Consider the following 26,061-nt stretch of genomic DNA (forward strand, 5'->3'; position numbering starts at 1 on the left):
GGATCAATTGCTTAACGTCCTAACCTCGTCAGCCTCATAACCTGAAGGTCACAGGTTCAATTCCTACTCCCGCAAACATCACAGTCGAACAGAGTACCGAACAAGCCGCCCCAAGGCGGCTTTGTTCATTCTGGGATGCCCCCAAAGTGTTTTGGGAAGTTACATTATTGCTGTAAACTGAAAGAATGTTTTGCCCATCAAGTGGCAGAAAAATTGTTAATCCTGTGAGGGTGCTACGACTGGGGTTGGCGGACTGGAGTATAGCTTTCAAAAACCCCTTTTTTTTAGGTTATTTCCCGCCCTCACCAATTGATAGCGGGGTTTAAGAGGCACGATATGCCCGACGAACTCGATAAATGGTTGGAATTACACAGCCTTGGTCACTACGCAGAGGCTTTCAAAAAGCAAGATGTTCGCGTATCGGATCTTCCTATTCTAACGAAGAACGATCTGATTGAGATCGGACTTCCGATTGGGCCGCGTAGGCGAATGCTAGCCGCTATCTCGCAGATTACGCACCCGGAAACAATGGCAACCAAGGCTCCCGAACTTCGCCATCTTACGTTGATGTTTTCTGATCTTGTTGGTTCTACTCAACTTTCTGAGGAACTTGATATCGAGTCATATAGAGATCTTCTAAACGACTACCAATCACTTTGTTCACAAGCGATAGATGCTCATTATGGCCATTTGGCTCAGTTTCAAGGCGACGGCGTCGTCGCCTACTTTGGTTATCCCAAGGCAGAAGAGGACGACGCGGAGAGAGCTGTACTTGCGGGAATTGAAATCTGTCGAAAATTGGCTGAACCAGCGTTTCAAGGCCGAGAACCGATGCAGGCGCGAATCGGTATCGCAACCGGCAATGTCGTAGTTGAGGCTCGTGGTGGACATGGACTTGCATTAAGTGATGTCCCAAACCTAGCCGCGCGTATCCAGGCTGTAGCTGAACCAGGTACAGTTGCCGTAAGCAGCGAGACCAAAGATCTGCTTGGTCGAAATTTCGTTTGCAAACCACTTGGGTTCTATGAATTCAAAGGCTTCTCCGAACCAATCGGTATTTGGCGGGTGCATGGTGTAAACGCGGCAGAATTACGCTTTGTGGCTAGGCAGCGTGGTAGTCTCGCGCCGATGGTTGGCCGCAGATCTGAGCTCCTTCAACTCAAAAAGTGTTGGAACGATGTGCGTGTGGAAGGCACTAAAGTGGTCTCGATTTGCGGCGAAGCGGGAATCGGGAAGTCAAGGATTGTAGAGGCATTCAATGAAACGGTTTCAACAAATGACAGGCTAAGACTGAACTTTCAGTGTCTGCCAAATCACTCTGGAAGCGTCTTTTTTCCCGTGACTCAGGCGATCGCCCAAGCCGCAGGAATTGCGAGAAAAGACACAGAGGCTCAAAGCCTTGTTAAGCTGCAACACCTGCTGTCCAAGTGGACCGATGATCAAAAAGCGGCGCTTCCGGTCGTTGCGCATTTCCTCTCGATCTCGCTACCAACACTGCCAGAACAACCCTCTACACCGCCGGAACAATTGAAAGAACAGTTTTTGGAAGTCTTCGTGGCGGCCATACAAAGGCTAGCAGATAAAAAACCACTTGTGTTGTTGTTTGAAGATTTGCATTGGGTTGATCCGTCTTCTGAGGAGCTTATTGGCTTTTTGATTGAGCATCTCAAAAGCGCCCCGGTCCTGATACTATGCACTTACCGTCCGGATTACGAACCTCCTTGGGCTGGCCATGCAAATGTCACTTCAATCACGTTGGCTCGGCTCGGGGATGGCCAATCCAGGCAAATGCTAGGAAGTTTGGCGGGGTCATTCAGCATTTCTTCGGAACTCCAAGCTCGAATCATTGCCAAGACGGGCGGTGTACCTCTTTTTTTGGAAGAAATGGTGCGCATGGTTGAGCATAGGTTGACGACAACGAACTCAGACCAATCTCAGAACGAAGCTCTCTCTTTGCCATCAACTCTCAAGGATCTTTTGACCGCGCTGATCGATAACTTAGTTGTTCCCCGAGACTTTGTTTCTGTTTGTGCTGCAATAGGTCGGACGATTATTCCAGAAATGCTTGCTGCAGTTTCCAGCCTTTCGGAACAAGTGGTCAAGGCGCGTCTTGATCAACTGATAAATGCAAAGGTACTTGTTAGACATGGAGAAGGTGAAGGCATTTATTACATCTTCCGACATGCTCTGATTCAGGATGCTGCGTACGAACTTCTATTGCCTAGCCGTGCACGTGCTTTGCATAGAACTATTGCCGGCGTGATTGCACAACAGTACCCGAAAATTGCGACCAAAACACCTGAACAGTTAGCTCGACATTACTCGCTGTCTGGAACACCAGATTTAGCACGCAATACTTGGAAAGAAGCGGCCGAACGCGCTGCGCAACAATCTGCGACTGCTGAAGTTATATGCAATTTGAATGAAGCGATTTCAGAAAATGCCAAGATTGAAGACGTTATTGATCGAGATTTACAGGAGCTTGCTCTACGCCGACGTCTTAACGTTGCATTGAACACTCATGCATTTGGCTCCAAAGAGGTTCGCAGCAATCGTGACCGACTAAATCAATTGCTCAACGAAACGGACGCCAGTTTGCGCGACAGGTTTCTGGCACTAGTGGTCCAATATGGCTCGTTGTTGATGCTTGGCGATACAACCAGCGCTTTAAAGCTGTGTAAGGATATGGAGCGCATAGCAGAACTAACGGACGATTTGACCCTCAAGGCAATCTGGGCTCATAGCACAGGAATGTCCCATTTCATGTTGGGTGATTTTGATAAGGCGCTAGAGTTTTTTGATGTTGCATTAGAATTAAGAAACAACATCGTCTCAGATAGTATACTAGAATACTATGCTGCTGATATTCGGTCTGTAGATACGGCGATGCGTGTTTGGGCTATAGCCGTTCAAACAGGTGAATGTTTGACCCTAGCTAAAACGATGGCGTTAGTCGAAAAAGAACCGCACGAGTTCTCCAAATGCTATGCCTTGGGGGTGATGGCTGCGGCGCATCAATTTGCTGGAAATGTCGACGCAACCCGCCATCTCAGCGAAATTGGAATGAAAATTAGTGAAGAACGCGAATTTCAATACTGGCGAGCGTGGTGCGAGATCTTGAATGGCTGGGCGAAAGCACGTTCTGGATATCCAGTCGTTGGGGCTGACCAAATAAAAGTTGGAATAGACAACTATCTTGCTACTGGATCGACTCAAATGACACTTTACGCGCGAACGCTGCTAGCCGATGCCTTTTGTGTGGCAGATGATTTCGAATCTGGATTTAGCACACTTGAAGCCATCCGCTCAGACCCGCTCGCGCAATCGATCCGGTACCAGTGTACTTTGATAGATCAAGTTGAAACTAAAATAAAAAACCGGCAACGTCGTTCCATTATAGCGGGTTCGTTGGATCAAAGTCAGCAAGAGAAAGATGGGCATTAGCATCTCGAGTATTAAGTAATAGAAGTTTCCTGAAATACTTCTCGTGCCCGATTCCATATGAGAATCATATCGTTTGTGTTACACATAAAGAGTTCTCTGACAGTTGATTTTCTATGATTTAATTAGGAGTGAGAAAGATGCCGATTAGTCAAATTTCGAAATTTCTGGGTGTTTCCGCATTCGTGTTTGGCACTTTTGCCACGGCGGTCTCATCACAGGAAAGTTCGGGCGAAACGATGGTCTCGCGTAACGTATTTGCGGTAATTGAAGGATTGGACAAAGAACAAAGCCTCAGCTCGTTTACCATTGAAGTGGACAGGGAACGTCAACCGCTGGATATTGCCGCCCTCGCTCAGGACGTGGTGGACGGTAAATTAGATTACCGTAGCGATGATTTTGCTCAGATCTTAGTGGACGCCAAAGACAATGAACTGATTGGGAGTTATTTGGGTGCATTGGTCGATGCATACCAGGATGGTGGCATGCACGCCGTGGCGGCAGAGCAAGTGATTGCGTTTGTGCAGGGTGGCGCCGATTGCGTTGCGAACGGAGGCGTTCTTGCTTCGGATCGACCGCGTCTGATCCGAAGTGAGATGGACCTTCATTTCAATGTTGGGCCATTGCCAGATGGAAGCAATTTCGGAAGGGGTCAGTTCGATGTCAGCTCAATTAAGGTGTTGTTGTGCGTTGTTGCGAACGCACCGGAAAACAGCTACCCAATTATTGTTGACAGGCGGTGGGTGTTTAACGTCGGTGATGAAGCACTTATCGAGCAAACTGATGTTGAGTTTCCTCCGAATTCTGGAAAGATTTACCCGTTCAACCTCAAAGCCAGTGGTGTTGGTATTGAGCTGGTTTCTTATTACGTATCGGGCGTTCGGCAACCGAGAACAAATATTCTCTATAAGAAGTCTCCCAACTCGTGCATTGACATATTTTTTAACGTTGCACCAGTTGCCGACCAGCCTGTAATGATTTCCAAGCCTGGTGATCTTGTGTTTTGCGCAGGCGGAGCTTGTGGTGGCAAGCCTCCGAAATTAGACGCGACACACTAGAGGCTGATGGAACTCGGAACGCAACTTGGCATCGATGCGCGGGCCTACAAAGTGGTGGGTTATGAACACCGAGACCACCCGAGGCGGCGTGTCTGAAATTCAAAGCGTCGCTGATCTTGGCGCATCTTTGGCAAGTTTTTGCTTTGTTGCGTTCTCCAATTATCAGTCCCGTCGGTAGCGAAAACTCAGTTTGCCTATCACCTAAACTCGTCAGGGCGAAGTGCTGCTACGGCGAATAAGCTGAACCGCCTCAGACCCCTCGCTGCGAGCGAAGCGGCTTTTTGCGTCAGCAATAGCTACGTCTGCAAAAGGCTAATATGTCCGAGGCGTCGACGTTGGAGTGCCTTATGAACGACCAAACAAGCCGGATGATTGTTTTGTCCGCGAAAGGGGGTCTGCGAGCTATAATCAGGATGTCTGCATGCGCTCTTCAACCTGACATTTCAGTCGCGTTCGGCAACGGTGGTCGCACCACCCCGCTACTAAAATACAAACCACCAAAGACTTGTTTCGACCAACTCGATGAACGCCAACGCATGCAGTCCAAAACATGAAATGTGATCATGCTCCCGCCGCAGAGCCGCATAGAGGGTCTGAAATTGAACCTTCGTTGTTGTTCGTTCGAACGGGTGCTGTTCGGGACGATCCAGACTTCCGCTGTTGCGTTCCTTGTCGTTGCCAACTTAAGGCGCAGAGGCAGAAAGCAGACTCCCGAAAGAGGCTAGTTCTCACAAGCTAATGCTTGAAAAGACAAAAGCTGAAAATCCACAGACTAATCTCCGGCTGGATAAAAAGTCCTTAGCTGCTACTCTGATCCTATGGTGCAGGGCTTTGCACTTGGTTTAAGGGGTTTTTCTGCAGCTTGAGAATAGTTCTGATCATATTAGCGACTATCTTCGGGCTTGTTGAACCGCGAGCCGGACACGCGTGTGGGGTTTGTATCGAGCGGCCCGAGGCATCGCTTGCAGATCACATCCTGTCGGCTGACTTCATAGTATTGGCTGGTCCTTCGACCGAAAATCCATTCAAATACGGTGTGCAGGAGGTTCTGAAAGGACAATGGGAAAACCTCGACGACGTGCCGGACATTCCCTTCCTCATTGATAGCGTGACACGGCGCGCCTTTCGCTTGGATCCTACAAGATCTGTTTTGTTGACCTACGGGCCGGATTATCAAGAAAGCACTGATCGAAGCTTCTTGAAGGCGTGGCGGCGTATTTTTCTGGTCGACCCAAACAGAGCTGAATTTTTTGAGGACTTACGCTCGACCGGTGCATTGTGGACCTACGGCGAAACGGACACTCAGGACCGTGTTCAGTTTTTTGCCGAATATCTGTGGCACCCGGACACCGCGCTTCATAACGCGGCCCTGATAGAAATCGGGCGTGCACCCTACAAGCTTGTGCGCCCAATCGGTGACACGTCTACGACAAGGCAGATTCTGAGTGACTTCAACGATTTGAACCGCTTCCCCTACAGATCCGTCGCAATTCGCCTGTTGGGTCTGCAAACAGATTCACAGGCGCGCTCGATTGTGAAGGCGCGTTTCGCTGATGTGCTGGCCTCGGGCGACTTACATTCTTATGAGTGGGCACTTGCCGGTATAGAAGCGGAGGAGGAAGCCGCTATCAACGCAATCGGGTTGGCGTTGCAAGACAGGCAAAAGACGTCGGTCGACAGACAGCCACTTATTCGCGCTTTGGTCGAGGCCGGTGAATCGCAGGCAAGATTCAAGCCTCAGATCATCCAGATTTTCTCGGAAGCTTTAGAAACGGACTCGGACCTGGCCCTGCAGATTGCAATTGCTACGCGGCAATGGGGGAGTACTCGGTTGCACCAACAGTTTGAGGCTTTGCTTGACCGGGCTGATACGGATCCGGCCACTCAGTTTGCCCTCAACCTGGCTTTGGGGACCGGTGTGGCATCTGACTAAGCTGCGTTCGAACGGTGTTTGTGTTGCTTGGGTTTCGAACAACAAGGAACGCTTGAACCGTTTGGCGAAGGGCCGGAGCAAAGAACGCCATAAAACAGCACGTATTGGAGGCGATGGACGTTCAAATTAAGACTGAAGCACGCTTTCTAAAAAAATTTCAAAGAAAGCAGAGACCTATGATATAGGTAAATTCTGATATGTTGTTCGTATAGGCGCCCATGGGTGCCAAACTTCATTTTTTTGTAGGGAGGTGAATATGTTTCGGCTATCCGTCTGTTTGGTTTCGCTTGTGTTGGCACCAACAAGCGCACTTTCTGACGCGGTTCCAAGCGAAGAGGCCGCAGAAGGCTTGTTCCAGGACCAACCGTATTCACCTTACGCCAACCGAAGTTTCCCTGAACGTCCACTTTGGGGGGATACGCATCTTCATACGGGGCTATCACTGGATGCCGGTGCGTTTGGCAACACATTGCTGCCCGATGAGGCCTGGCGCTTTGCCAAGGGAGAGCAAGTTATCTCTTCCACAGGTCAACCTGTCCGGCTGTCACGACCGTTGGATTGGATGGTCCTGACGGACCATACTGACCTGATGGGATTTGCCCCCGACCTTCAGGCCGGCAAACCAGGCGTTCTGTCTGATCCCAAAGGCTTGGAATGGTACGAAGGCTACAAGGCCGGAGGAGAAGAAGCTGGAAAAACGGCCTTTGATATCATCACCAATTTCTCGCAGATGACATTGCCTGAGGTGCTCCTGGAATCCTACAGCCCGGGCGCGGACGCGTTTGCGTTTACGTGGGAACATATTGTTCTCGCCGCCGAGCGGCACAATGACCCCGGCGAGTTCACGGCCTTCATTGGGTTCGAATGGACCTCGGTACCGAAGGGATTCAACCTGCACCGGAACGTCATGCTGCGGGATGGTCCCATCCGAGCACTGCAGATGGTGCCTCCGGTCACACAACCGCCCTATGGTGATACGGATCCCAAGTCGCTCTACGCATGGTTGGAAGAGTATCAGGAAAAAACCGGCGGCCGGGCTGTGGCCTTTGCCCATAACGGCAATCTGTCGAATGGTTGGATGTTCCCGACAGAAGATACCTATCACGGCGGCAAGGTCGACGAGGACTACGTCGCAGCCCGCGCGAAATGGGAACCGCACTATGAAGTCACGCAAATCAAGGGTGACGGAGAGGCGCACCCCTTCCTCAGCCCCGATGACGAGTTTGCAGACTATGAAAACTGGGATGTAGGCAATCTTGATATCACCGAGTTGAAAACCGATGACATGCTGGCGGGAGAATACGCCCGCGAAGCTCTGAAGCGCGGTTTGATGCTGGAAGAAAAGTTTGGCGTGAACCCCTACAAGTTCGGAATGGGAGGGGCGACAGACAGTCATACCTCTTTGGCCACCGCGGAGGAGGACAACTTCTTCGGCAAGTCCGTAAGTGTCGAACCTTCGGCCTCAAGGATCAAACATCCGTTCATTGCCAACGACCTTGGCGAAATCCCCGGCGATCTGCTTGTGGCGTCCGGATATACGGCCGTCTGGGCGACCGAAAACACGCGTTCCGCGATTTTTGACGCGTTCAAGCGGCGCGAGACATATGCCACAACTGGCCCCCGGATTGGTCTGAGGTTCTTTGGCGGATGGGATTTCAGTGACGCAGATGTGGAAACCCGCTTTCTTGCGGATGTTGGTTATACCAAGGGTGTCCCAATGGGGTCTGACCTGCGTCCACGCGAAGGGGATGGGGCTCCGTCCTTCCTGATCGCAGCGCTGCGTGACCCGGTTGGTGCCAATCTGGATCGCGTGCAGGTGGTCAAAGGGTGGCTGGATGCCGAAGGCGCCATGCAGGAAAAAGTCTATGATGTAGCGTGGTCGGACGACCGCGTTGCGGACGGCAATGGCAAGATCCCTGCGGTTGGAAATACGGTTGACGTTGATACCGCCAGCTGGACCAACACAATCGGCACGGCTGAACTGGTCACCGTTTGGTCCGATCCAGATTTCGACCCGAATGAGCGTGCCTTCTACTATGTCCGGGCCATCGAAATTCCTACCCCGCGCTGGATCCTGTATGACAAACTTCGGTTCGGGGCCGAATTGCCCGAAGACGCGATCCTGACACATCAGGAGCGCGCCTATTCCTCGCCGATTTGGTACACGCCGTCCGAGTGAACTATCTTGAAAACACTGCCGACCGCCGGAGTCTGGAATATCACTCCGGCGGTTTCCTTGTGCCTCACCGCAGGCAGGGCGTAGATTTATGTGTAAACCGTTTCCAACATTGACGGTCAGAACCTGAGTGCATTTCCCGCAGGAGCCTTCATGCGTTTGCTAAAAGAACCGCTGTTCCATTTCTTCCTGATCGGAGCGGCCATATTCATCTGGTTCCACATCCTATCTCCGGAATCCGAAGCCGCCGTAGACCTTGAGAGGATAGAAATCACAGAGCAGGACGTCACGCTGCTATCTGACCAATTCGAAGCCCGCTGGAAACGCCCACCCAACACAGCCGAGCTGCAAGCTTTGGTCGACGCCTCAATCCGGGAAGAGGTTCTGGTGCGAGAGGCGAAGAAGCTTGGTCTTGATCGTGGTGACACGGTCATCCGGTCTCGGCTCAGCCAAAAGATGGGTTTTCTGACCGAAGCCATTGCCGCATCAGTTGTTCCGGAAGACGAAGTGTTAGAGGCGTTTCGTCAGCAAAATCTGGATCAATACGCGACACCTCACAAGATTGCTTTCACTCAAGTCTTTCTGGGCGAAAACCCCGCTGACGGCGAAGTCGAACAGGCCCTGGAGGCGTTGCGTGCGCAGCAAGAACCGGCTGATCTCAGCAGATCGACCCTTTTGCCCGCCTCGATGCCCTTGTCAGCCACACGGGTTGTCGACTCGGTTTACGGAAATGGGTTCTCGGATGGTTTGACACCCCTCGCAAAAGGGGAATGGGCCGGTCCGGTTCTGTCAGGCTACGGTGTTCATCTGGTCAAGGTCCTTGAGATTGAACCCAGCCAGAACCCGCCATTGGAAGAGATTCACGAGGTCGTTTTGCGCGACTGGCTGCGTGCGACAGGCGAGGATCTGGCGCAGGCGCAATATGAAACACTGGCCCAAGGCTATGAAATCATCGCTCCGAATGTTGCGGAGCTGTCTGAATGAAGGCGGCACTCTGTTTTCTGATCTTGCTGCTGTTTTCATTCACGGCAGACAGGGCAAATGCGCATGCGCTTGATCCCGGATATCTGGAAATACGCCAAATCGCGTCGGATAGTTGGAGCGTTCATTGGCGCAAACCAGATGTGAATGGCCGGCCAATGGCGATTGACGCCGTTTTGCCCGACGTCTGCGCCCCGGCCCATGGACCAGACCCGGTGGCCGGGAACAGGGCATGGGTCTCGTCGTGGGTCACAGAATGCAGCTTGGATATTGCCGGACAACCGATCGCGATTGAGGGTTTGGAGACGCAAAACAACGATGTTCTGGTGCGCCTGCATTCGTTGCAGTCAGAACCGCTGACCCTTCGTTTCACGCCGGATGCTGCCGTTCAGACCATACCGGTGGCACAGTCAACATGGTCCGTCTTGGCCGCGTATTCCGTCTTGGGGTTCGAGCATATCCTGGAAGGCTGGGACCATCTTCTGTTTGTCCTTGCCTTGTTTATTCTGGTCCGTGATCGTTGGCGGCTGGTCGGGGCCGTCACAGCGTTTACCCTGGCGCATTCGATCACTTTGGCGCTTGCAACCTTTGGTGTTCTGAACGTTCCTGGACCACCGGTCGAAGCTGTTATAGCGCTCTCGATCGTTTTTCTGGCGATGGAGATTGCAAAGGATGGCGAAGGCAGATTCCGACTCTCAAAGGAGAAACCATGGATCGTCTGCTTCGGCTTCGGGCTTTTGCACGGGCTGGGCTTTGCCGGGGCTCTGGCAGATATTGGTCTGCCTGCGAATGACATTCCTGCGGCCCTACTAGCGTTCAACCTTGGCGTTGAAGCCGGGCAGCTGTGTTTCATTGGGGCTTTGGCCCTTGTGGTTGCAGTATGGCGGCAGGTTGCGTTGCCACTGGGCCAAAAGGCCACGATCGTTGCTGCCTATGGCATTGGTTCCGTGTCGATGTATTGGTTGATTGAGCGCACGGCCGGATTTTGACGCCAGGCCCTGCCTTCGGATAATGAACGCGTCTCTGCTTTTGATGACAGCTTCGCGACCTATGTCCAAAACGTGTTTCGTCAAAAAGAAAAAACAACCGGTAAATTGACGGAATCACCCGTTAAATCGTCAATTTAGTGCCTGCGAAATGACGATGTTCTCCGCCACTCTGGATTGAAAACCAGACTGAGGAGGCGCGTTATGGGCTGGAATATTTGCATCGTAGGGGCTGGAAAGATCGGGCAGATGATTGCCACGCTGTTGAAAGGGTCGCCAAACTACAGCGTCACGGTTGCGGATCATGATCTCAAGGCCTTGGGCGATATTGCCAAATTGGGCGTGGCGACCAAGCAGATTGATGCCTCGGATATTGAAGGTCTGGCGCAAGGGTTGAAGACGTTTGACGCGGTGATCTCGGCGGCTCCGTTCTTTTTGACACCGAATATCGCGAAAGCTGCTCAGCGGGCCGGGGCGCATTATTTTGACCTGACCGAAGATGTGGCCGCAACCAATGCCGTGCGTGATTTGGCAGAAAACAGCAAGACCGCATTCATGCCCCAATGCGGGTTGGCACCCGGCTTTGTCGGCATCGCGGGGGCGTCCTTGGCGGCCGAGTTTGATGAGATTGACAGCCTGCATATGCGGGTCGGGGCCTTGCCTCTCTTTCCGACCAACGCGTTGAAATACAACCTGACCTGGTCGACCGATGGACTGATTAACGAATACTGCAACCCGTGCGATGCCATCGTGAACAGCAAACGGGTGAAGACCGCTCCGTTGGAGGACTATGAGGTTCTGGGCCATGACGGGGTGGAGTATGAGTGCTTCAACACCTCAGGCGGCCTTGGAACCCTTCCCGAAACCCTCGAGGGCAAGGCGCGGGCGGTGTCCTACCGGTCGATCCGCTATCCGGGTCATTGCGATATCCTGAAACTGCTTTTGAACGATCTGGGGCTGGGGCAGCGCCGCGATCTTCTGAAAGAGATTTTTGAGGCCGCCCTGCCGCGCACCGATCAGGATGTTGTGCTTGTCTACTGTACTGCCAAGGGCATGATCGACGGCGCCCTGCGCGAAAAATCCCTGATCAACAAAAGCTTCGCGCGTGAGATCAACGGACAGGTCTGGAGCGCCATTCAGGTCACTACTGCAGCCGGCGTTCTGGGCGTGGTTGATCTGATGCGTACGGGCGTTCTGCCCTCGACCGGCTTTGTCCGGCAGGAGCAGGTGAAGCTGTCTGACTTCCTCAATACCGAATTTGGCCGGCTCTATCGGGCGGGCGACGTAACCCCACAGAACAAGGCGGCGTAAAAGATGAAAGACGTTGTGATGACTGCAGAAACCACTCTGGCAAACCTCGACCTGACCGCGGCGGAGCTGACTGGGGGAACGTTGGCGGTACGGTCTCCGATCGACGGGCGCACCCTGGCCGACGTGCATGAAACACCGGCCTCTGACATGGAGGCTATCCTGGCCAACGCCAAAACCGCCTTCAAAGCGTGGCGCACCGTGCCCGCCCCACGGCGGGGTGAGCTGATCCGCCTGCTGGGCGAGGAGTTGCGCGCCGCCAAGGATGATCTAGGCGCACTGGTCAGTTGGGAGGCGGGCAAGATCACCTCGGAAGGCTTGGGCGAAGTGCAAGAGATGATCGATATCTGCGACTTTGCCGTTGGCCTGTCGCGGCAGCTTTACGGTCTGACCATCGCCTCGGAGCGTCCCGGCCACCGGATGATGGAGACGTGGCATCCGGCAGGTCCGGTCGGCGTGATCTCGGCTTTCAATTTCCCGGTCGCGGTCTGGTCGTGGAACGCGGCGCTGGCGCTTGTCTGCGGCGATCCGGTGATCTGGAAACCGTCTGAGAAGACACCGCTGACCGCGATGGCTTGCCAGAAGATCTTTGAACGTGCGCTGGCCCGGTTCGGGGACGCGCCCGACAACCTGTTGCAAACATTGATTGGCGGCGCTGCTCTGGGTGAGGCCCTGGTGGCCAGCGAAGACGCACCAGTCATCTCAGCCACCGGCTCAACGCGTATGGGCCGCGCGGTTGCGCCGATTGTGGCGGCGCGGTTCGGCAAGTGCATTCTGGAGCTTGGCGGCAACAATGCGATGATTGTCGGTCCGTCGGCCGATCTGGAAATGGCGGTGCGGGCGATTGTCTTCTCGGCTGTTGGAACGGCGGGTCAGCGCTGCACGACTTTGCGCCGCCTGATCGTCCATAACTCGATCAAGGATGAGCTGGTCGCGCGTCTGAAGAAAGCCTATGCCGGATTACCCATTGGTGATCCGATGGCCGAGGGCACATTGATCGGCCCGCTGGTAGATGAGGCGTCGGGCGCGGCGATGACAGCGGCACTGAAGGCCGCAGAAGCCGAAGGCGGCGCGGTCTTTGGTGGAAAGCGCGTCACCGACGGCGTGCCGGGCGGCGTCTATATGGAGCCTGCAATCGTTGAAATGCCCGGCCAGACAGCAACGGTCAAAACTGAAACCTTCGCGCCGATTCTCTATGTCATGGGCTATGACGATTTCGACGATGCCATCGAGATTCAGAACGGTGTGCCGCAGGGCCTTTCCTCATGCGTCTTCACCCTGAACATGCGTGAGGCGGAGCAGTTCCTGACCGCAGCCGGATCGGATTGCGGTATCGCCAACGTTAATATCGGCCCGTCCGGCGCCGAGATCGGAGGCGCGTTCGGTGGTGAAAAAGAAACCGGCGGAGGGCGCGAAAGTGGCTCGGACGCGTGGAAGGCCTATATGCGCCGTCAGACCAACACGGTGAACTATTCGGCAGAGCTGCCGCTGGCGCAGGGTGTGAAGTTCGACATCTGAACGCTCGTCCGGCGGCGGAGTCACGCCGCCGGGCCATCAATCTGAAAACAGATAGTCCAGCTGCATGATGGATTGGGCTGTCTCGGTTTTCACCCCGAGGAATTTGGTGATTGCGGCCTCATTCTCGGCCCGATCCGATGTCTCGCGCAGGCGCAGATAGTCATCAATTCCGGCTTTGCGGATTTCTTCGGACTCGTGTGCAAGATCATTGCGCAGGGTGGGCAACAGGCGCGCGACGGTCTCGGATGGGCTGTTTTCACCCGCCAGGCCAACACGGCGCGCATGGCCGATCAGGTAATCGTCGGAATACTGACACTCGATCTCCAACACATGGGTCTCGGCGGCGTCACCGCAGAAATCCTGAATGGCGTCCAGATTGGCCGGATCAAGGCACAACGCCAACTGGTTCGATCCGAAATGATCAAACAGCATGCGCACAACGGCCCGTCTGTGGCGCGAGCGTTTGGTCAGGGTCGTCTCGATGCCGCCCAGATCCGGCAGCGGAGTGTCCTGCTCGTTGAACAGATACTCGACGCAAGGAATGTCGGTGACCGAGGCGATCTGATCCACCAGCCGCTTTGCCACGTGCCACTTTTTGCAGACGATCAGAAACAGCTCTCGTTCCGGGCCCAGCGTATTTCCGGCCTCCCAGAACCGCTGACCGAACCGGCGGCCCACACGCCCACGCCCGGCAAGGAAGGCATAGAGGTTGCGTCCCTCATCCGAGATCGGGAACTCGACGCCGGTGCTGGCGTAGAGCGTTCCGAGACGCTCTTTCAACTCATGCGCTTCGGGGCTGATCTTGCGGGCGAACAGGTAATTCTGCCCCAGCAACATGTCGAAGTGATCATTGTAGAAGTTCACCGGCATGCCGTAGTCCGAGAACATCAGAAAGGTCAGCGTGCGGTTTTCAATCTCGTTCTTCGGGATCAGGTGGCGGACCAGCGTTTGAAAGAAGGTCTCGTCCGGGATCCAGGTGGAGGCGAAGAACCGGACCACGTCGCGCCGCTGTTTCAGGAACTCCAGAATCATCTCGACCGTGCGGCGGCGCAGGCACCACCATTGGCTGCCGATCATCACCTGGATATCATCCGGGATGTCGCGCGTGACGTTGAACCGTTTCTGCAACTCGTAAGAGGTATAGAACCGCTTGGGCTGCGTTCGTTCGTTGAAGTAGTGGCGGTAGATCAACCGGTCTTCTTTCATGCCGGTCTTGATCCAGTTGCTAGCAAAAAAGTCGTGGCTTTCGATGAAGTCCGTGTCGTGTTCGTCCAGAAAGTTATGGGCGTATTCTGCCGTTTTGACGGCCATGCAATCGCCCGACAACATGTAGAAATGTGTGGCACGGGGAAAGGCGCTTTCGGCCGCTTGCAGGGCGTGCAGAGTGGCCTGCACCAAAGACCACTCGCCCCAGCCGCATTTGATGCGTTTGGCGGCGAAGGTGACGTTCGAGTTGTCCTTCAGTGCTGCACGAATGCGGTCATAGTCCGATGCCTTGGCCCGCGCATCGAAATGGATTGCCATATAGTCGCCAGCGGCGGTCAATTGCTCAGCCTGCGCGATGATCGCGTCCGGGTCCTTGTGACACAGCAATATGTAGGCAATCTTCGCCATGTGGGTCCGCTATTTCCGTTTCTGCCCGTTTACACTCGTGATACTGAGGAAGAGCGATTGAATAAACCGAATAGTTTTGGTTCTTTGCTTGTAAAACGACTTGCGCGTAACAAGTTCCGAGATTTTGAGGAGGCATAGTAGATGGGGTTCCCAGGCACCTGGATGACCGAGAGCGAGAGCATGGTGTACCGTGTTGTGCCGAAATGTGCCTGCTCGACCATTGGCCAGATCATGTATTATTCCGACCATGGCCGGTTTTTTGATGGCGACATTCATGATGCCAAAGACGGGATGCATAAATGGGCCTTTGACCACAGCCAGGGCATGATCTCGTCCAATGTGCGCAATCACGGGTCTTATGCGTTCACCTGCGTGCGCAATCCCTATACGCGGATCCTCAGCTCCTTCTTCGACAAGATCTGTGGCATCCAGCGCAATGGCAAGCGGTACCGGGGCAAGCTGGTGCCGACGCTGGTTTATAACTACGGGATCGAGGTTGGCGGTGAGGATGGAAAAGGTGAGTTCGACCAGATCGCCAGTTTCCGCCGCTTCCTTCTGTTTGCGCGGGATACGATCCGGTGGCGCAGGCCGATGGACCCGGATATCCACTGGTCGGCCATGTCGGGTCACGTATCGACCTTTGTGGTCAATGGCGGGCGCTACGACAACATTTTCTGGACCGAGAAGTTCAACGACGGAATGCAGGACGTTCTGAACCATATCGAGACCGCGCATCCCGTGACCTTGTCCGAGATCCCGAGGTTCAACGAATCCGAAGGCCACGGACCCAAGCGCGCGCATCCGGTTGAGGACTATTTCGACGATCTTTCGATGCATCTGGTCTATGAGATCTACAAACAGGATTTCGAGCTGTTCAAATACGATTTCGAAAACCCCGCAAACAAGATGCCGGTAGGTGAGATCGACTTGGATGAAATCCACGCGAAACTTGGATCGTAGCCTTGGCTGATTTGAGGCAGAGGAATGCTCCCGCCCATCGTCAATGTCTCTGACGAGACATCTCCTCTGGTTGGGCCTGGCGCCGCGCTTTGCGCGGCGCCAGGCCCAAGTCCGAGCGGGGTATCGGCGAAGCCGATGGCGCGTTTCGGGCGCGGGAGCGGTCGGGATTGTTGTATTGATCGCAAGGTATCGATCGCCAGCGTATCGGGAGCTAGGGTTCAATGGACGCTCAGTTCGTAAGCGAGGGGCTGACGGCTAATTTCCGTACTCTGGATGGGTTCCAAGACGTGTCGGTTGTTTGACCGTATCCCGAAGAGGATACCTCCGACCGTAGGATTGCTGCACCTGCTTCAAACAAAGAGGCCCCAACCGCCAAGCGGGTGGGGCCTTTGGGTTTCGCTCCCGAAGGCTTTACAGCTCTCGCACGGCTCCCTTTGCTGCGCTGGTGGTCAGCTTTGCATAGGCTTTCAGCGCAGTGGACACTTTGCGTTTACGCGCTGCTGCCGGGGCCCAGCCTTTTTCGTCCTGAACCTTCCGCCGTTCGGCCAGATCCTCATCCGAGACCGCCAGATGGATCGAGCGGGCAGGAATGTCGATTTCGATCTTGTCGCCGGTTTGCACCAGGCCGATGACGCCACCTTCAGCCGCCTCAGGCGAGACGTGACCAATCGACAGGCCCGATGTGCCGCCTGAGAAACGGCCGTCAGTCAAAAGGGCGCATGCTTTGCCCAGACCTTTGGATTTCAGGTATGAAGTCGGGTACAGCATCTCCTGCATGCCCGGCCCGCCGCGCGGACCTTCATACCGGATAACCACCACATCGCCCTCTTTCACCTTGCCGGTCAGGATGTCGCTAACCGCCTGATCCTGGCTTTCGCAGACATAGGCCGTACCGGTGAATTTCAGGATGTTCTCATCCACACCCGCGGTTTTCACGATACACCCGTCGCGGGCGATATTGCCGAACAGAACCGCAAGACCACCGTCCTGGCTGAACGCGTGCTCCTTGGAGCGGATGACGCCGCCTTCGCGGTCGGTGTCCAGCTCTTTGTACCGGTTCGACTGGCTGAAGGCCTGCGTGGTGCGGACGCCGCCGGGGGCTGCTTTGAACAGCTCTTGCGCTTTCGGGTTGTTGGCAACCTTGATGTCCCAGTTGGCAATCGCCTCGCCCATGGTAGCTGAATGCACGGTGCTGCAGTCTTCGTGCAGCAGCCCGGCGCGGCTCAGCTCTCCGAGGATCGAGAAGATGCCGCCTGCGCGGTGGACGTCCTCCATATGCACGTTCTCGGTGTTGGGTGCGACCTTGCACAGGCAGGGCACATTGCGGCTAAGGCGGTCCATGTCGGACATGTCGAAATCAACGCCGCCCTCATAAGCAATGGCTAGCAGGTGCAGAACAGTGTTGGTCGATCCGCCCATGGCGATGTCCAGCGACATCGCGTTCTCGAACGCATCAAAGGTGGCGATTTCGCGCGGCAGGAAGCCCTTCTCGTCCAGATCGTAGTGCCGTTTAGTGATCTCGACGATGCGGCGACCGGCTTCAAGGAACAGCTCTTTGCGGTCTGAATGGGTTGCCAGAGTCGAGCCATTGCCTGGCAGGGCCAGACCCAGCGCCTCGGCCAGACAGTTCATCGAGTTCGCGGTGAACATGCCCGAGCAGGAGCCGCAGGTGGGGCAGGCGTTTTCTTCGATATGTTTGACTTGTTCGTCGGTGTATTTGTCGTCCGCTGCGGCAACCATCGCGTCAACCAGGTCGATCTTCTTAACGTCCAAATCGGCGATGTCGATCTTGCCGGCCTCCATCGGACCGCCTGAGACGAAGATCGCCGGAATGTTCAGGCGCATTGCGGCCATCAGCATGCCGGGGGTGATCTTGTCGCAGTTCGAGATGCAGACCATCGCGTCGGCGCAGTGCGCGTTGACCATATATTCCACCGAATCCGCGATCACCTCACGCGAGGGCAACGAATAGAGCATGCCGTCGTGACCCATGGCGATGCCGTCATCCACGGCGATGGTGTTGAACTCTTTGGCGACGCCGCCAGCGGCCTCAACCTCGCGCGCAACCATCTGGCCCAAGTCTTTCAAGTGAACGTGGCCGGGCACGAATTGGGTGAACGAGTTGACGATGGCGATGATCGGCTTGCCGAAATCGTCATCCTGCATACCGGTGGCGCGCCACAAGCCGCGGGCACCGGCCATGTTGCGGCCATGGGTAGAAGTTCTGGATCGGTACATTGGCATGATGCTGTTTCCCTTTTGCCCCGGTTGCGATATGCGGGGTGCGTACGTTATAGCGCACGTACCACATGTGCGTTATAACGCACAAGACAAATCGTTGGGCGCGGATATGGAATCGGACGAAATTACGCTGAAACTAAAGGAAGTGCGGGCGGCGTCGGGCCTCAGCTTGTCCAAAGTGGCCGAGTTGACGGGCGTCAGCAAAGCCATGTTGGGCCAGATTGAGCGTGGCGAATCAAGCCCCACCATCGCGACCCTGTGGAAAATCGCCAAGGGGTTTCAGGTTCCGCTGAGCGCCCTGATTGGGACTTCGGATGCGCGCGCGCAGGGCGTGTTCCGGACCGTGACCTTTCCGGGCAGCATTCAGGTCAAGATCGTCTTTCCCTTTGATCCCGCCCTTGGGGCCGAGACCTTCCATGTCGAACTGGCCGCCAATCAAAGCCACGAATCCCCGGCCCATGCCGCCGGGGTGACCGAAGAGGTCTTTGTTCTGAACGGCGCTCTTGAGGTTTTGCAGGATGGCAAATGGGTCGCCCTCAAGGCCGGTGAGGGACTGCGCTTTGCCGCCGATCTGCCGCATGGCTATCGCGCTGGGCCAGATGGGGCAGCCTTTCTGAACATGCATCACTATTTTCAACCGGCCGAGCTGGCCTCGGTCGGGTAGCCCGGCCTTTCAGGATTATTTGCAATGACGGACGTGCTGAACAGCCTGACTATCGTCGATGCCGTGGGATCAGCCGGAGCGCTAGTCGTGGTCGCGGCCTATTTTGCGACGCAGATGCGGATGATGAATTCCGACGATCTGGCCTTTCCGGTGATCAATCTGCTGGGGTCGGTGCTGATCGCCTACTCTCTGCTGCATAACTTCAATCTGGCCTCGATGCTGATCGAGGGGTTCTGGATCATCATCAGCGTGATCGGGATAATTCAGTATTTCCGGCTGAAACGGCGCGCGGAATAGCGCTAACCCGGCTTGAATACGGCCCTTTGCGCGTATAGGGAAAACTCAACCGCGCTTAGGGGAGGCTTTGATGCAAGACGATCCCAAAACCCTCGTTTCTACCGACTGGCTTGCCGCCCATCTGAAGAACCCGGATCTGCGGATCCTGGACGGATCGTGGTACCTGCCTGCGCAGAACCGTGATGCCAAGGCGGAATATGATGCGGCTCACATCCCCGGCGCCCGGTTCTTCGATATTGATGACATTTCGGACCACCGCTCGGACCTGCCGCATATGGCCCCTCCGGTCGAGAAATTCATGTCGCGCCTGCGCGCTATGGGAGTAGGCGATGGCCATCAAGTGGTGGTCTATGACGGGGCCGGGCTGATGTCGGCCGCTCGCGTCTGGTGGTTGTTCCGTCTGATGGGGCAGGAAAACGTCGCCGTTCTGGATGGTGGTCTACCGAAATGGCAGGCCGAGGCGCGCGAAGTCGAAGACCTGCCGCCCGTGATCCGGGATCGCCATATGACGGTGCGGGTGCAAAACCATCTTGTACGGGACGTGACGCAGGTTTCGGCGGCTGCCAAGCTTGCCGATCATGAGATCATCGACGCCCGCTCAGCCCCCCGTTTCGCGGGCACCGAGGCCGAGCCGCGCGAAGGTCTGCGCTCGGGCCACATACCGGGATCGCGCAATGTGCCCTTTGGCCAATTGCTGAACAAGAACGGCACGATGAAATCGCCCGAGGATTGCCGCGTCGTGTTCGAGGCCGCAGGCGTGGACCTGTCGAAACCTGCGATAACCTCCTGTGGGTCGGGCGTGACAGCAGCGATCCTCAGCCTTGCGCTGGAGCGCATGGGCAAGAAAGACCACTCGCTTTATGACGGGTCATGGGCCGAATGGGGCGCCTTCCCAACCCTGCCCGTCGCAACTGGAGAGAACTGATGTTCGAGAACCTTAAGCCGCAGCCAGCCGACAAGATCCTGGCGCTGATGCAGATGTACCGTGAAGACCCGCGCGATCAGAAGATCGATCTGGGCGTCGGCGTCTACAAGAACGCCGAGGGCGTGACCCCGGTGATGCGCGCCGTCAAGGCCGCCGAAAAGCGTATTCTCGAAGAGCAGGAGACCAAAGCCTATACCGGTCTGGCAGGTGATCCGGCCTATGCTGATGCGATGATCGGCCTGATCCTCGGCGACGCAGTACCGCGCGCCAATATTGCCGCCGTTGCGACCCCGGGTGGCACCGGTGCCTGCCGTCAGGCGTTCGAGATGATCCGCATGGCCAACCCCGAGGCCCGCGTGTTCGTGTCGAACCCGACTTGGCCGAACCACCTGTCGATCCTGAACTATCTGGGCATGGAGACTGTCCAGTATCGCTACTTCGACGGCGAAACCCGTGGCGTCGATTTCGATGGCATGATCGAGGACCTGAAAGCTGCCAAGGCGGGCGACGTGGTTCTGCTGCATGGTTGTTGCCACAACCCCACCGGCGCGAACCTGAACCTCGTGCAGTGGCAAGAGGTCGTGAACCTGATCAACGAACTGGGCCTCGTGGCGATGATCGACATCGCCTATCAGGGTTTCGGCGACGGTCTTGAAGAAGACGCGCAGGCGACCCGACTGGTGGCCTCGTCGGTCAAGCGCTGCCTGATCGCTGCGTCCTGCTCGAAGAACTTCGGTGTGTACCGCGAGCGTACCGGCCTTCTGATGGCGATCAGTGATGACGCGGCGCAGACCTCGCTGAACCAGTCGACATTGGCCTTCCTGAACCGCCAGAACTACTCGTTCCCGCCGGATCACGGCGCGCGCGTTGTAACCACGATCCTGACCGATGATGCCCTGCGTGCCGATTGGCAGACCGAATTGGAAGAGGTCCGCCTGTCCATGCTGGGCCTGCGTCAGCAGCTGGCGGATGAGCTTCGGCGCCTGACCGGGTCGGATCGGTTCAGCTTTGTCGCCCAGCACCGCGGTATGTTCTCACGTCTGGGTGCAGCACCCGAGCTGGTCGAGAAACTGCGTGCGGACCACGGGATCTACATGGTCGGCGACAGCCGGTTGAACATCGCGGGTCTAAACGCGACAACTGTGCCTATTCTGGCAAAAGCGATCGTGGATGTAGGCTGCTAGGTCACCCTTTGGAAATCAAGAAAGCCGCGAAATTCGCGGCTTTTTTGCTTTGAAGCTCAAGACTTGATCCAAACCCACGCCTTATCAAGTTCGTCGGTGGTAAAGTGCTTTTCACCGATGTTGATCATAGCGGCAAATTTAGCGTCGATCTCGACCAGGTGACCCAAGAACACGCTGTCAGCGACAATCGCCAGCTTACCAAGTTTCTTCACATTCTTGATGACCCATTTCAGATCAGTCATAGCGGCCTCAAATGTGGCAGAGACCCCTTTGTCGACGACCACGAGCACGCTGATCTTGGCGTGATCTTTTAGAATGTCCTCGGCTTTTTCGATCAACTCACGTTCCTGCGTGATGTCGATTTTGCCGGAAATTTCTAGGCCAAGGATATTGCCCTCGCTTTGGTCCAGCACCTTGTACATAACTCTCTCCCGATCTGATGTACGTCTTTGCGACCGTTGATTGGTCGGCTGTTTTCAGTGTTCAGCCATATACCAGAGTTGAGGGTGCAAGGGATCAACCAAAAGTAAAATGGCCCGGCATTGCGCCGGGCCATTCCAATGGTTCTGTAAGCGGCACTTACCCTTTCGAGAACTCGGGGTAAGCTTCCATGCCCAGCTCTGCCATGTCGAGGCCGTTGATCTCGTCCTCTTCGCTGACGCGGATGCCAACAATGGCTTTCAGGATGGTCCACAGGATCAGTGCGCCAACAAAGGTGAACACACCGTAGGCCGCGATACCCAGCAGCTGGGTGCCCAGAGACGCCTCGCCGTAGAAGATGACGGCGATGGTGCCCCAGATGCCTGCGAACAGGTGAACCGGGATTGCGCCGACAACGTCGTCCAGCTTGAACTTGTCCAGCAGCGGGACAGTGAAGACCACGATGATACCGCCAACTGCACCGATCCACAGCGCACCGAACAGGGTCGGGGCAAGAGGTTCAGCGGTGATCGAAACCAGACCAGCCAGTGCGCCGTTCAGCACCATGGTCAGGTCAGGCTTTTTGTACAGCAGTTGGGTCAGGATCAGCGCGGTTACGGCACCGGATGCAGCTGCCATGTTGGTGTTGGCAAAGATGCGCGATACGTCCGTCACATCGCCCACGGTGCCCATCGCCAGCTGCGAGCCGCCGTTGAAGCCGAACCAACCCAGCCACAGGATGAACGTACCCAAAGTGGCCAGCGCAAGGTTCGAACCGGGCATCGGATGCACTTTGCCGTCCTTATACTTGCCGATACGCGGGCCCAGAACGATCACGCCTGCCAGAGCTGCCCAGCCACCGACCGAGTGTACAACGGTCGAACCAGCGAAATCCGAGAAGCCAGCTTCAGACAACCAGCCGCCGCCCCACTGCCAGGAGCCCGAGATCGGGTACAGGATACCGGTCAGAACGACTACGAAGATCAGGAAGGGGAACAGCTTGATCCGCTCGGCCACGGCGCCCGACACGATGGACGCGGTTGCAGCCACAAAGACCAGCTGGAAGAAGAAGTCCGACCCGATCGAGGCATAGTCCAAAGCAGCCTCGGCAGGGTCAACACCAACCGGGTCCAGCACGGTTGGGCCGCCAATGGCAAAGAAGCCATTGAAGTCGCCCGGGTACATCGTGTTGAAGCCAACCAGCCAGTACATGATCGCGGCGATGGAAAACAGCGCCACGTTTTTGATCATCTGCATGGCCACGTTCTTGGAACGCACCAGACCGCCTTCCAGCATGGCAAAGCCTGCTGCCATGAAGAAGACCAGGAAGCCCGCCATCAGGAACAACAGGGTGGTGAAAATATACTGGGTGTGCAGCGCAGCTTCGCCTTCGGCGGCAGCCTCTTGCGCCAGACCCATCTGCGGCAGCGCGACAATCGCGGCAGCAGGGATGAGAGATTTCATCAGGTTCATAGTCAGTCCTCGAATGATAGTGAGTGTGGGCGCCTTACAGCGCCTCTTCGTTCGTTTCCCCAGTCCGCACGCGCATGGCCTGCTCAACATCGAGGACGAAAATTTTGCCGTCACCGATCTTGCCGGTCTTGGCGGTGTTGGTGATGGTCTCAACGATCTGATCGGCCATCGTTGCAGGTACCACGATCTCAAGCTTGATCTTGGGTACGAAGTTCACGGCGTATTCCGCGCCACGGTAGATTTCGGTGTGACCGGATTGCGAGCCGAAGCCCTTGATTTCGGTCACCATCATGCCGCGCACGCCCGCTTCGGTCAGTGCCTCGCGCACCTCCTCGAGCTTGAACGGCTTGATTGTCGCAATGATCAGTTTCACGTCTGTCCCCTTTACTACTCCGGATCGGGCCGGCTTGTTTGCACGTGCAGAAAAAGAGCGCGTGTCGGGGCGTTAAGGAACGATTCCCCGACGTGAAACCGGCTGAAAATGACGCAATATTGCACAATTTTTGCACAAAAAGTGCTTGATGATTAAAAAATAGGCGAAAATGGGAAGGGTAGTTCCGGAAAATCGGACCTCAACATAGGCGGGACGTCAGGGTATGGTGTGGCAAAAGTATAAACGGGCAGAGTTTGAGCATGTCTGAGTCCAAGCGCCGCAAACCGACACTGGTCGCGGATAAAAGATACCCTTCGAAGGCGCGCAAACCTTCGACGACCAAGCGGGCTGCCAAGCCTGCGGGCAAGAAGTCGACCGCCCGAAAAACCACGACCCGCAAGACGGCACGGAAGAAAACGCGCAAGCGGTCGGGCGGCAATGGCGGTGGGTTTTTCCGTCGTCTGTTCCGCTGGATCTGGAGGCTGGTCTGGGGCGTGACATGGCGCGTTGGGGCCGTGGTCGCCATGCTGATCGCGCTGGCGGTGGGCGTGGTCTATACCTCGCTGCCCGATGTCGATGCCTTGCTGGATGGTCGCGCACGCGGCTCGGTCACGATGTTGGACCGCGATGGCAAGGTCTTTGCCTGGCGCGGGGACCAGTTTGGCGGGGTGATCACCGCCGATACCGTTTCACCCCACCTCAAGAACGCCGTCATCGCGACCGAGGATAAACGGTTCTACCGCCATTTCGGGGTCAGCCCGCGCGGTGTGGCCAGCGCGGTTCGCATCAACCTGAGCGAAGGGCGCGGCCCGCTCTCAGGCCATGGTGGCTCAACCATTACGCAGCAGACCGCCAAGCTGCTGTGTCTGGGTGTGCCTTATGACCCAGCCGAATGGGAGTCGGAGGCCGCCTATGAAGCGGATTGCCGTCAGGGCTCGCTCTGGCGCAAAGGCAAAGAGGCGATTTATGCGCTGGCGATGGAGGTGAAATACTCCAAGGACGAAATCCTGACGATCTACCTGAACCGCGCGTTTCTGGGTGCAGGCGCACGTGGGTTCGAAGCGGCCAGCCAGCGCTATTTTGGAAAGTCCGCGGCCGAGGTCTCTCCGGCAGAAGCCGCGATGTTGGCCGGGCTTCTGGTGGCCCCATCGCGATATGCGCCGACGAACAACCTGCAGCGCTCGCAGGATCGGGCGCGACTTGTGGTTGGGCTGATGGAAGCGCAGGGCTACCTGTCCGGCGCGCAGGCCAGCGAAGCGCGTGCCCGTCCTGCGCAACTGTCTGAGGCCGCCGCTGCCCGTGCAGGCGGCTATTTCGCCGATTGGGTCATGGCCAGCGGACCCGAGTTCTTCACCCGTAACACCACCGAGGATGTGGTGATCCGCACGACATTGGATCCGCGCATCCAGACCTCGGCGGAAGAGGCGCTGCAATTCATTTTTCAGGAGAAGGTCCGGGAAGGGTCGAAAGCACAGGCCGCGATCGTAGTGATGTCGGCGGATGGGGCGGTGCGGGCCATGGTCGGTGGCCGCAAAACCCGCGTTTCGGGCGCGTTCAACCGTGCGACACAGGCGCTGCGGCAGACCGGGTCGTCGTTCAAGCCATTTGTCTATGCCACCGCGTTGGAGCTTGGGTATTCGCCCTATGACACGGTGATGGATGAGCCCTACTGCGTGAACATCCCCGGATCGGGTCAATGGTGCCCCAAGAACTACACCAACAAATACTACGGGCAGGTCACGCTGGCGGATGCGCTCAAGAACTCTCTGAACATCCCGGCGGTGAAAGTGGCCGAGATTTCGGGGCTCGACAATGTGCGTACGGTGGCCACCGGTTTCGGGATCGCCAGCGATCTGGCGCAAGGCCCCGCACTGGCGCTGGGCGCGTCGGAAAGCACCCTGATTGAGATGACGGGCGCTTATGCGGGTATTCTGAACGGCGGCTCGTCGGTTGAACCCTACGGCCTGACCGAATTGAAGCTGCTGGGAGATGAAACCCCGGTGATGGTGACGACCACAGGGATTGGCGAGCGGGTAATCAATGACAAAGCCGCCAAGGAACTGATCTGGATGATGGAACGTGTGGTGTCCGAGGGCACAGGTGGGCGCGCCCAGCTGCCGGGGTGGCAAGTTGCAGGCAAAACCGGAACGACGCAGGCGGCGCGGGATGCGTGGTTTATCGGGTTCACAGCCGACTACGTGGCCGGCGTTTGGATGGGATACGACGACAACACGCCTCTGTCCGGTGTTACCGGAGGCGGGCTGCCGGCCGAGATCTGGAAGGAAACAATGCTGCGCGTGACCGAAGGGATGACGCCCACGCCTCTGCCGATGATCGCGCCAGAGCCACCGGTGCAGGTCGCGCAACCTCAACCCCGTCGCAAACAGGGCGGAGGGTTTGAACGCGCCATCAACAACCTGATCCGGGATATCTTCGGCGGGAACTAATACGTCGCGGTCCAAACACAAAAAAGGCGGCACACTAGGTGCCGCCTTTTTCAATTCAAACG

General features: G+C 56.1%; 19 protein-coding genes. 14 read left to right on the forward strand and 5 right to left on the reverse strand.

From position 1 onward, the window contains the following. Nucleotides 1-336 precede the first annotated feature (336 nt). The 8 genes from ACR0J4_RS21130 to amaB all read left to right on the forward strand — a co-directional run bounded on the left by ACR0J4_RS21130 (nucleotide 337) and on the right by amaB (nucleotide 13,401). Nucleotides 337-3,444 (forward strand): AAA family ATPase, encoded by a 3,108-nt coding sequence (locus tag ACR0J4_RS21130; RefSeq protein ID WP_170644007.1) that lies wholly within the window; start codon nucleotides 337-339, stop codon nucleotides 3,442-3,444. A 137-nt stretch (nucleotides 3,445-3,581) separates the two neighbouring features. Beyond that, nucleotides 3,582-4,499: a hypothetical protein gene (locus ACR0J4_RS21135; RefSeq protein ID WP_170644008.1), complete on the forward strand. Its 918-nt coding sequence runs from the start codon at nucleotides 3,582-3,584 to the stop codon at nucleotides 4,497-4,499. Between the two features lie 997 nt (nucleotides 4,500-5,496). Then, on the forward strand, nucleotides 5,497-6,432 hold the full coding sequence (locus tag ACR0J4_RS21140; RefSeq protein WP_170644010.1) for a hypothetical protein: 936 nt from the start codon (nucleotides 5,497-5,499) through the stop codon (nucleotides 6,430-6,432). Between the two features lie 256 nt (nucleotides 6,433-6,688). Next, complete coding sequence (locus ACR0J4_RS21145) at nucleotides 6,689-8,611, forward strand: DUF3604 domain-containing protein (RefSeq protein ID WP_170644012.1); 1,923 nt, start codon at nucleotides 6,689-6,691, stop codon at nucleotides 8,609-8,611. Between the two features lie 150 nt (nucleotides 8,612-8,761). Beyond that, nucleotides 8,762-9,592, forward strand: coding sequence for a peptidyl-prolyl cis-trans isomerase (locus ACR0J4_RS21150; RefSeq protein ID WP_170644014.1), 831 nt, complete (start codon nucleotides 8,762-8,764; stop codon nucleotides 9,590-9,592). Further along, nucleotides 9,589-10,578 (forward strand): HupE/UreJ family protein, encoded by a 990-nt coding sequence (locus ACR0J4_RS21155; RefSeq protein WP_170644016.1) that lies wholly within the window; start codon nucleotides 9,589-9,591, stop codon nucleotides 10,576-10,578. The genes ACR0J4_RS21150 and ACR0J4_RS21155 overlap by 4 nt, the downstream gene beginning before the upstream one ends. 201 nt (nucleotides 10,579-10,779) lie before the next feature. Continuing rightward, entirely contained in the window at nucleotides 10,780-11,886 is a 1,107-nt protein-coding gene (locus ACR0J4_RS21160) for a saccharopine dehydrogenase NADP-binding domain-containing protein (RefSeq protein WP_170644018.1), read from the forward strand. Between the two features lie 18 nt (nucleotides 11,887-11,904). Then, entirely contained in the window at nucleotides 11,905-13,401 is a 1,497-nt protein-coding gene (amaB, locus tag ACR0J4_RS21165; protein WP_170747432.1) for an L-piperidine-6-carboxylate dehydrogenase, read from the forward strand. 36 nt (nucleotides 13,402-13,437) lie between these two features. Here the strand turns inward: amaB and ACR0J4_RS21170 are convergent, their stop codons facing one another. Continuing rightward, nucleotides 13,438-15,015 carry a DUF5928 domain-containing protein gene (locus ACR0J4_RS21170; protein WP_170644020.1) on the reverse strand — a complete coding sequence of 526 codons (1,578 nt, stop codon included), beginning with the start codon at nucleotides 15,013-15,015 and terminating at the stop codon, nucleotides 13,438-13,440. A 141-nt stretch (nucleotides 15,016-15,156) separates the two neighbouring features. On the opposite strand from ACR0J4_RS21170, the gene ACR0J4_RS21175 reads away from it, so the two are divergent. Beyond that, a complete protein-coding gene (locus tag ACR0J4_RS21175; protein ID WP_170555173.1) occupies nucleotides 15,157-15,975 on the forward strand; it encodes a sulfotransferase family protein in 819 nt (272 codons plus the stop codon). Nucleotides 15,976-16,386: 411 nt separating this feature from the next. Here ACR0J4_RS21175 and ilvD read toward each other — a convergent pair whose 3' ends face one another. Then, nucleotides 16,387-18,219, reverse strand: a complete 1,833-nt coding sequence (ilvD, locus tag ACR0J4_RS21180; RefSeq protein ID WP_170555175.1) for a dihydroxy-acid dehydratase — start codon at nucleotides 18,217-18,219, stop codon at nucleotides 16,387-16,389. Nucleotides 18,220-18,325: 106 nt separating this feature from the next. On the opposite strand from ilvD, the gene ACR0J4_RS21185 reads away from it, so the two are divergent. From ACR0J4_RS21185 to ACR0J4_RS21200, 4 genes are all read left to right on the forward strand, one after another. Further along, a complete protein-coding gene (locus tag ACR0J4_RS21185; protein WP_170379801.1) occupies nucleotides 18,326-18,880 on the forward strand; it encodes a helix-turn-helix domain-containing protein in 555 nt (184 codons plus the stop codon). Between the two features lie 24 nt (nucleotides 18,881-18,904). Then, nucleotides 18,905-19,177, forward strand: coding sequence for a CBU_0592 family membrane protein (locus ACR0J4_RS21190; protein ID WP_170472696.1), 273 nt, complete (start codon nucleotides 18,905-18,907; stop codon nucleotides 19,175-19,177). Between the two features lie 70 nt (nucleotides 19,178-19,247). Then, nucleotides 19,248-20,102, forward strand: coding sequence for a 3-mercaptopyruvate sulfurtransferase (gene sseA / locus ACR0J4_RS21195; protein ID WP_170644022.1), 855 nt, complete (start codon nucleotides 19,248-19,250; stop codon nucleotides 20,100-20,102). Beyond that, nucleotides 20,102-21,286 carry an amino acid aminotransferase gene (locus tag ACR0J4_RS21200; RefSeq protein ID WP_170644024.1) on the forward strand — a complete coding sequence of 395 codons (1,185 nt, stop codon included), beginning with the start codon at nucleotides 20,102-20,104 and terminating at the stop codon, nucleotides 21,284-21,286. The genes sseA and ACR0J4_RS21200 overlap by 1 nt, the downstream gene beginning before the upstream one ends. A 56-nt stretch (nucleotides 21,287-21,342) precedes the next feature. On the opposite strand, the gene ACR0J4_RS21205 is transcribed toward ACR0J4_RS21200, so the two are convergent. The 3 genes from ACR0J4_RS21205 to ACR0J4_RS21215 form a co-directional block, all read right to left on the reverse strand. Continuing rightward, nucleotides 21,343-21,708, reverse strand: coding sequence for a SpoIIAA family protein (locus ACR0J4_RS21205; protein WP_170555185.1), 366 nt, complete (start codon nucleotides 21,706-21,708; stop codon nucleotides 21,343-21,345). A 157-nt stretch (nucleotides 21,709-21,865) separates the two neighbouring features. After that, nucleotides 21,866-23,179, reverse strand: coding sequence for an ammonium transporter (locus ACR0J4_RS21210; RefSeq protein WP_170644025.1), 1,314 nt, complete (start codon nucleotides 23,177-23,179; stop codon nucleotides 21,866-21,868). Nucleotides 23,180-23,213: 34 nt separating this feature from the next. Beyond that, nucleotides 23,214-23,552, reverse strand: a complete 339-nt coding sequence (locus tag ACR0J4_RS21215; RefSeq protein WP_170379789.1) for a P-II family nitrogen regulator — start codon at nucleotides 23,550-23,552, stop codon at nucleotides 23,214-23,216. Between the two features lie 260 nt (nucleotides 23,553-23,812). Between ACR0J4_RS21215 and ACR0J4_RS21220 the strand changes: the two genes are divergently transcribed. Then, nucleotides 23,813-25,999, forward strand: coding sequence for a PBP1A family penicillin-binding protein (locus tag ACR0J4_RS21220; RefSeq protein WP_170555189.1), 2,187 nt, complete (start codon nucleotides 23,813-23,815; stop codon nucleotides 25,997-25,999). Nucleotides 26,000-26,061: the final 62 nt, after the last annotated feature.

It is taken from the genome of Ruegeria sp. B10, assembly GCF_056539825.1.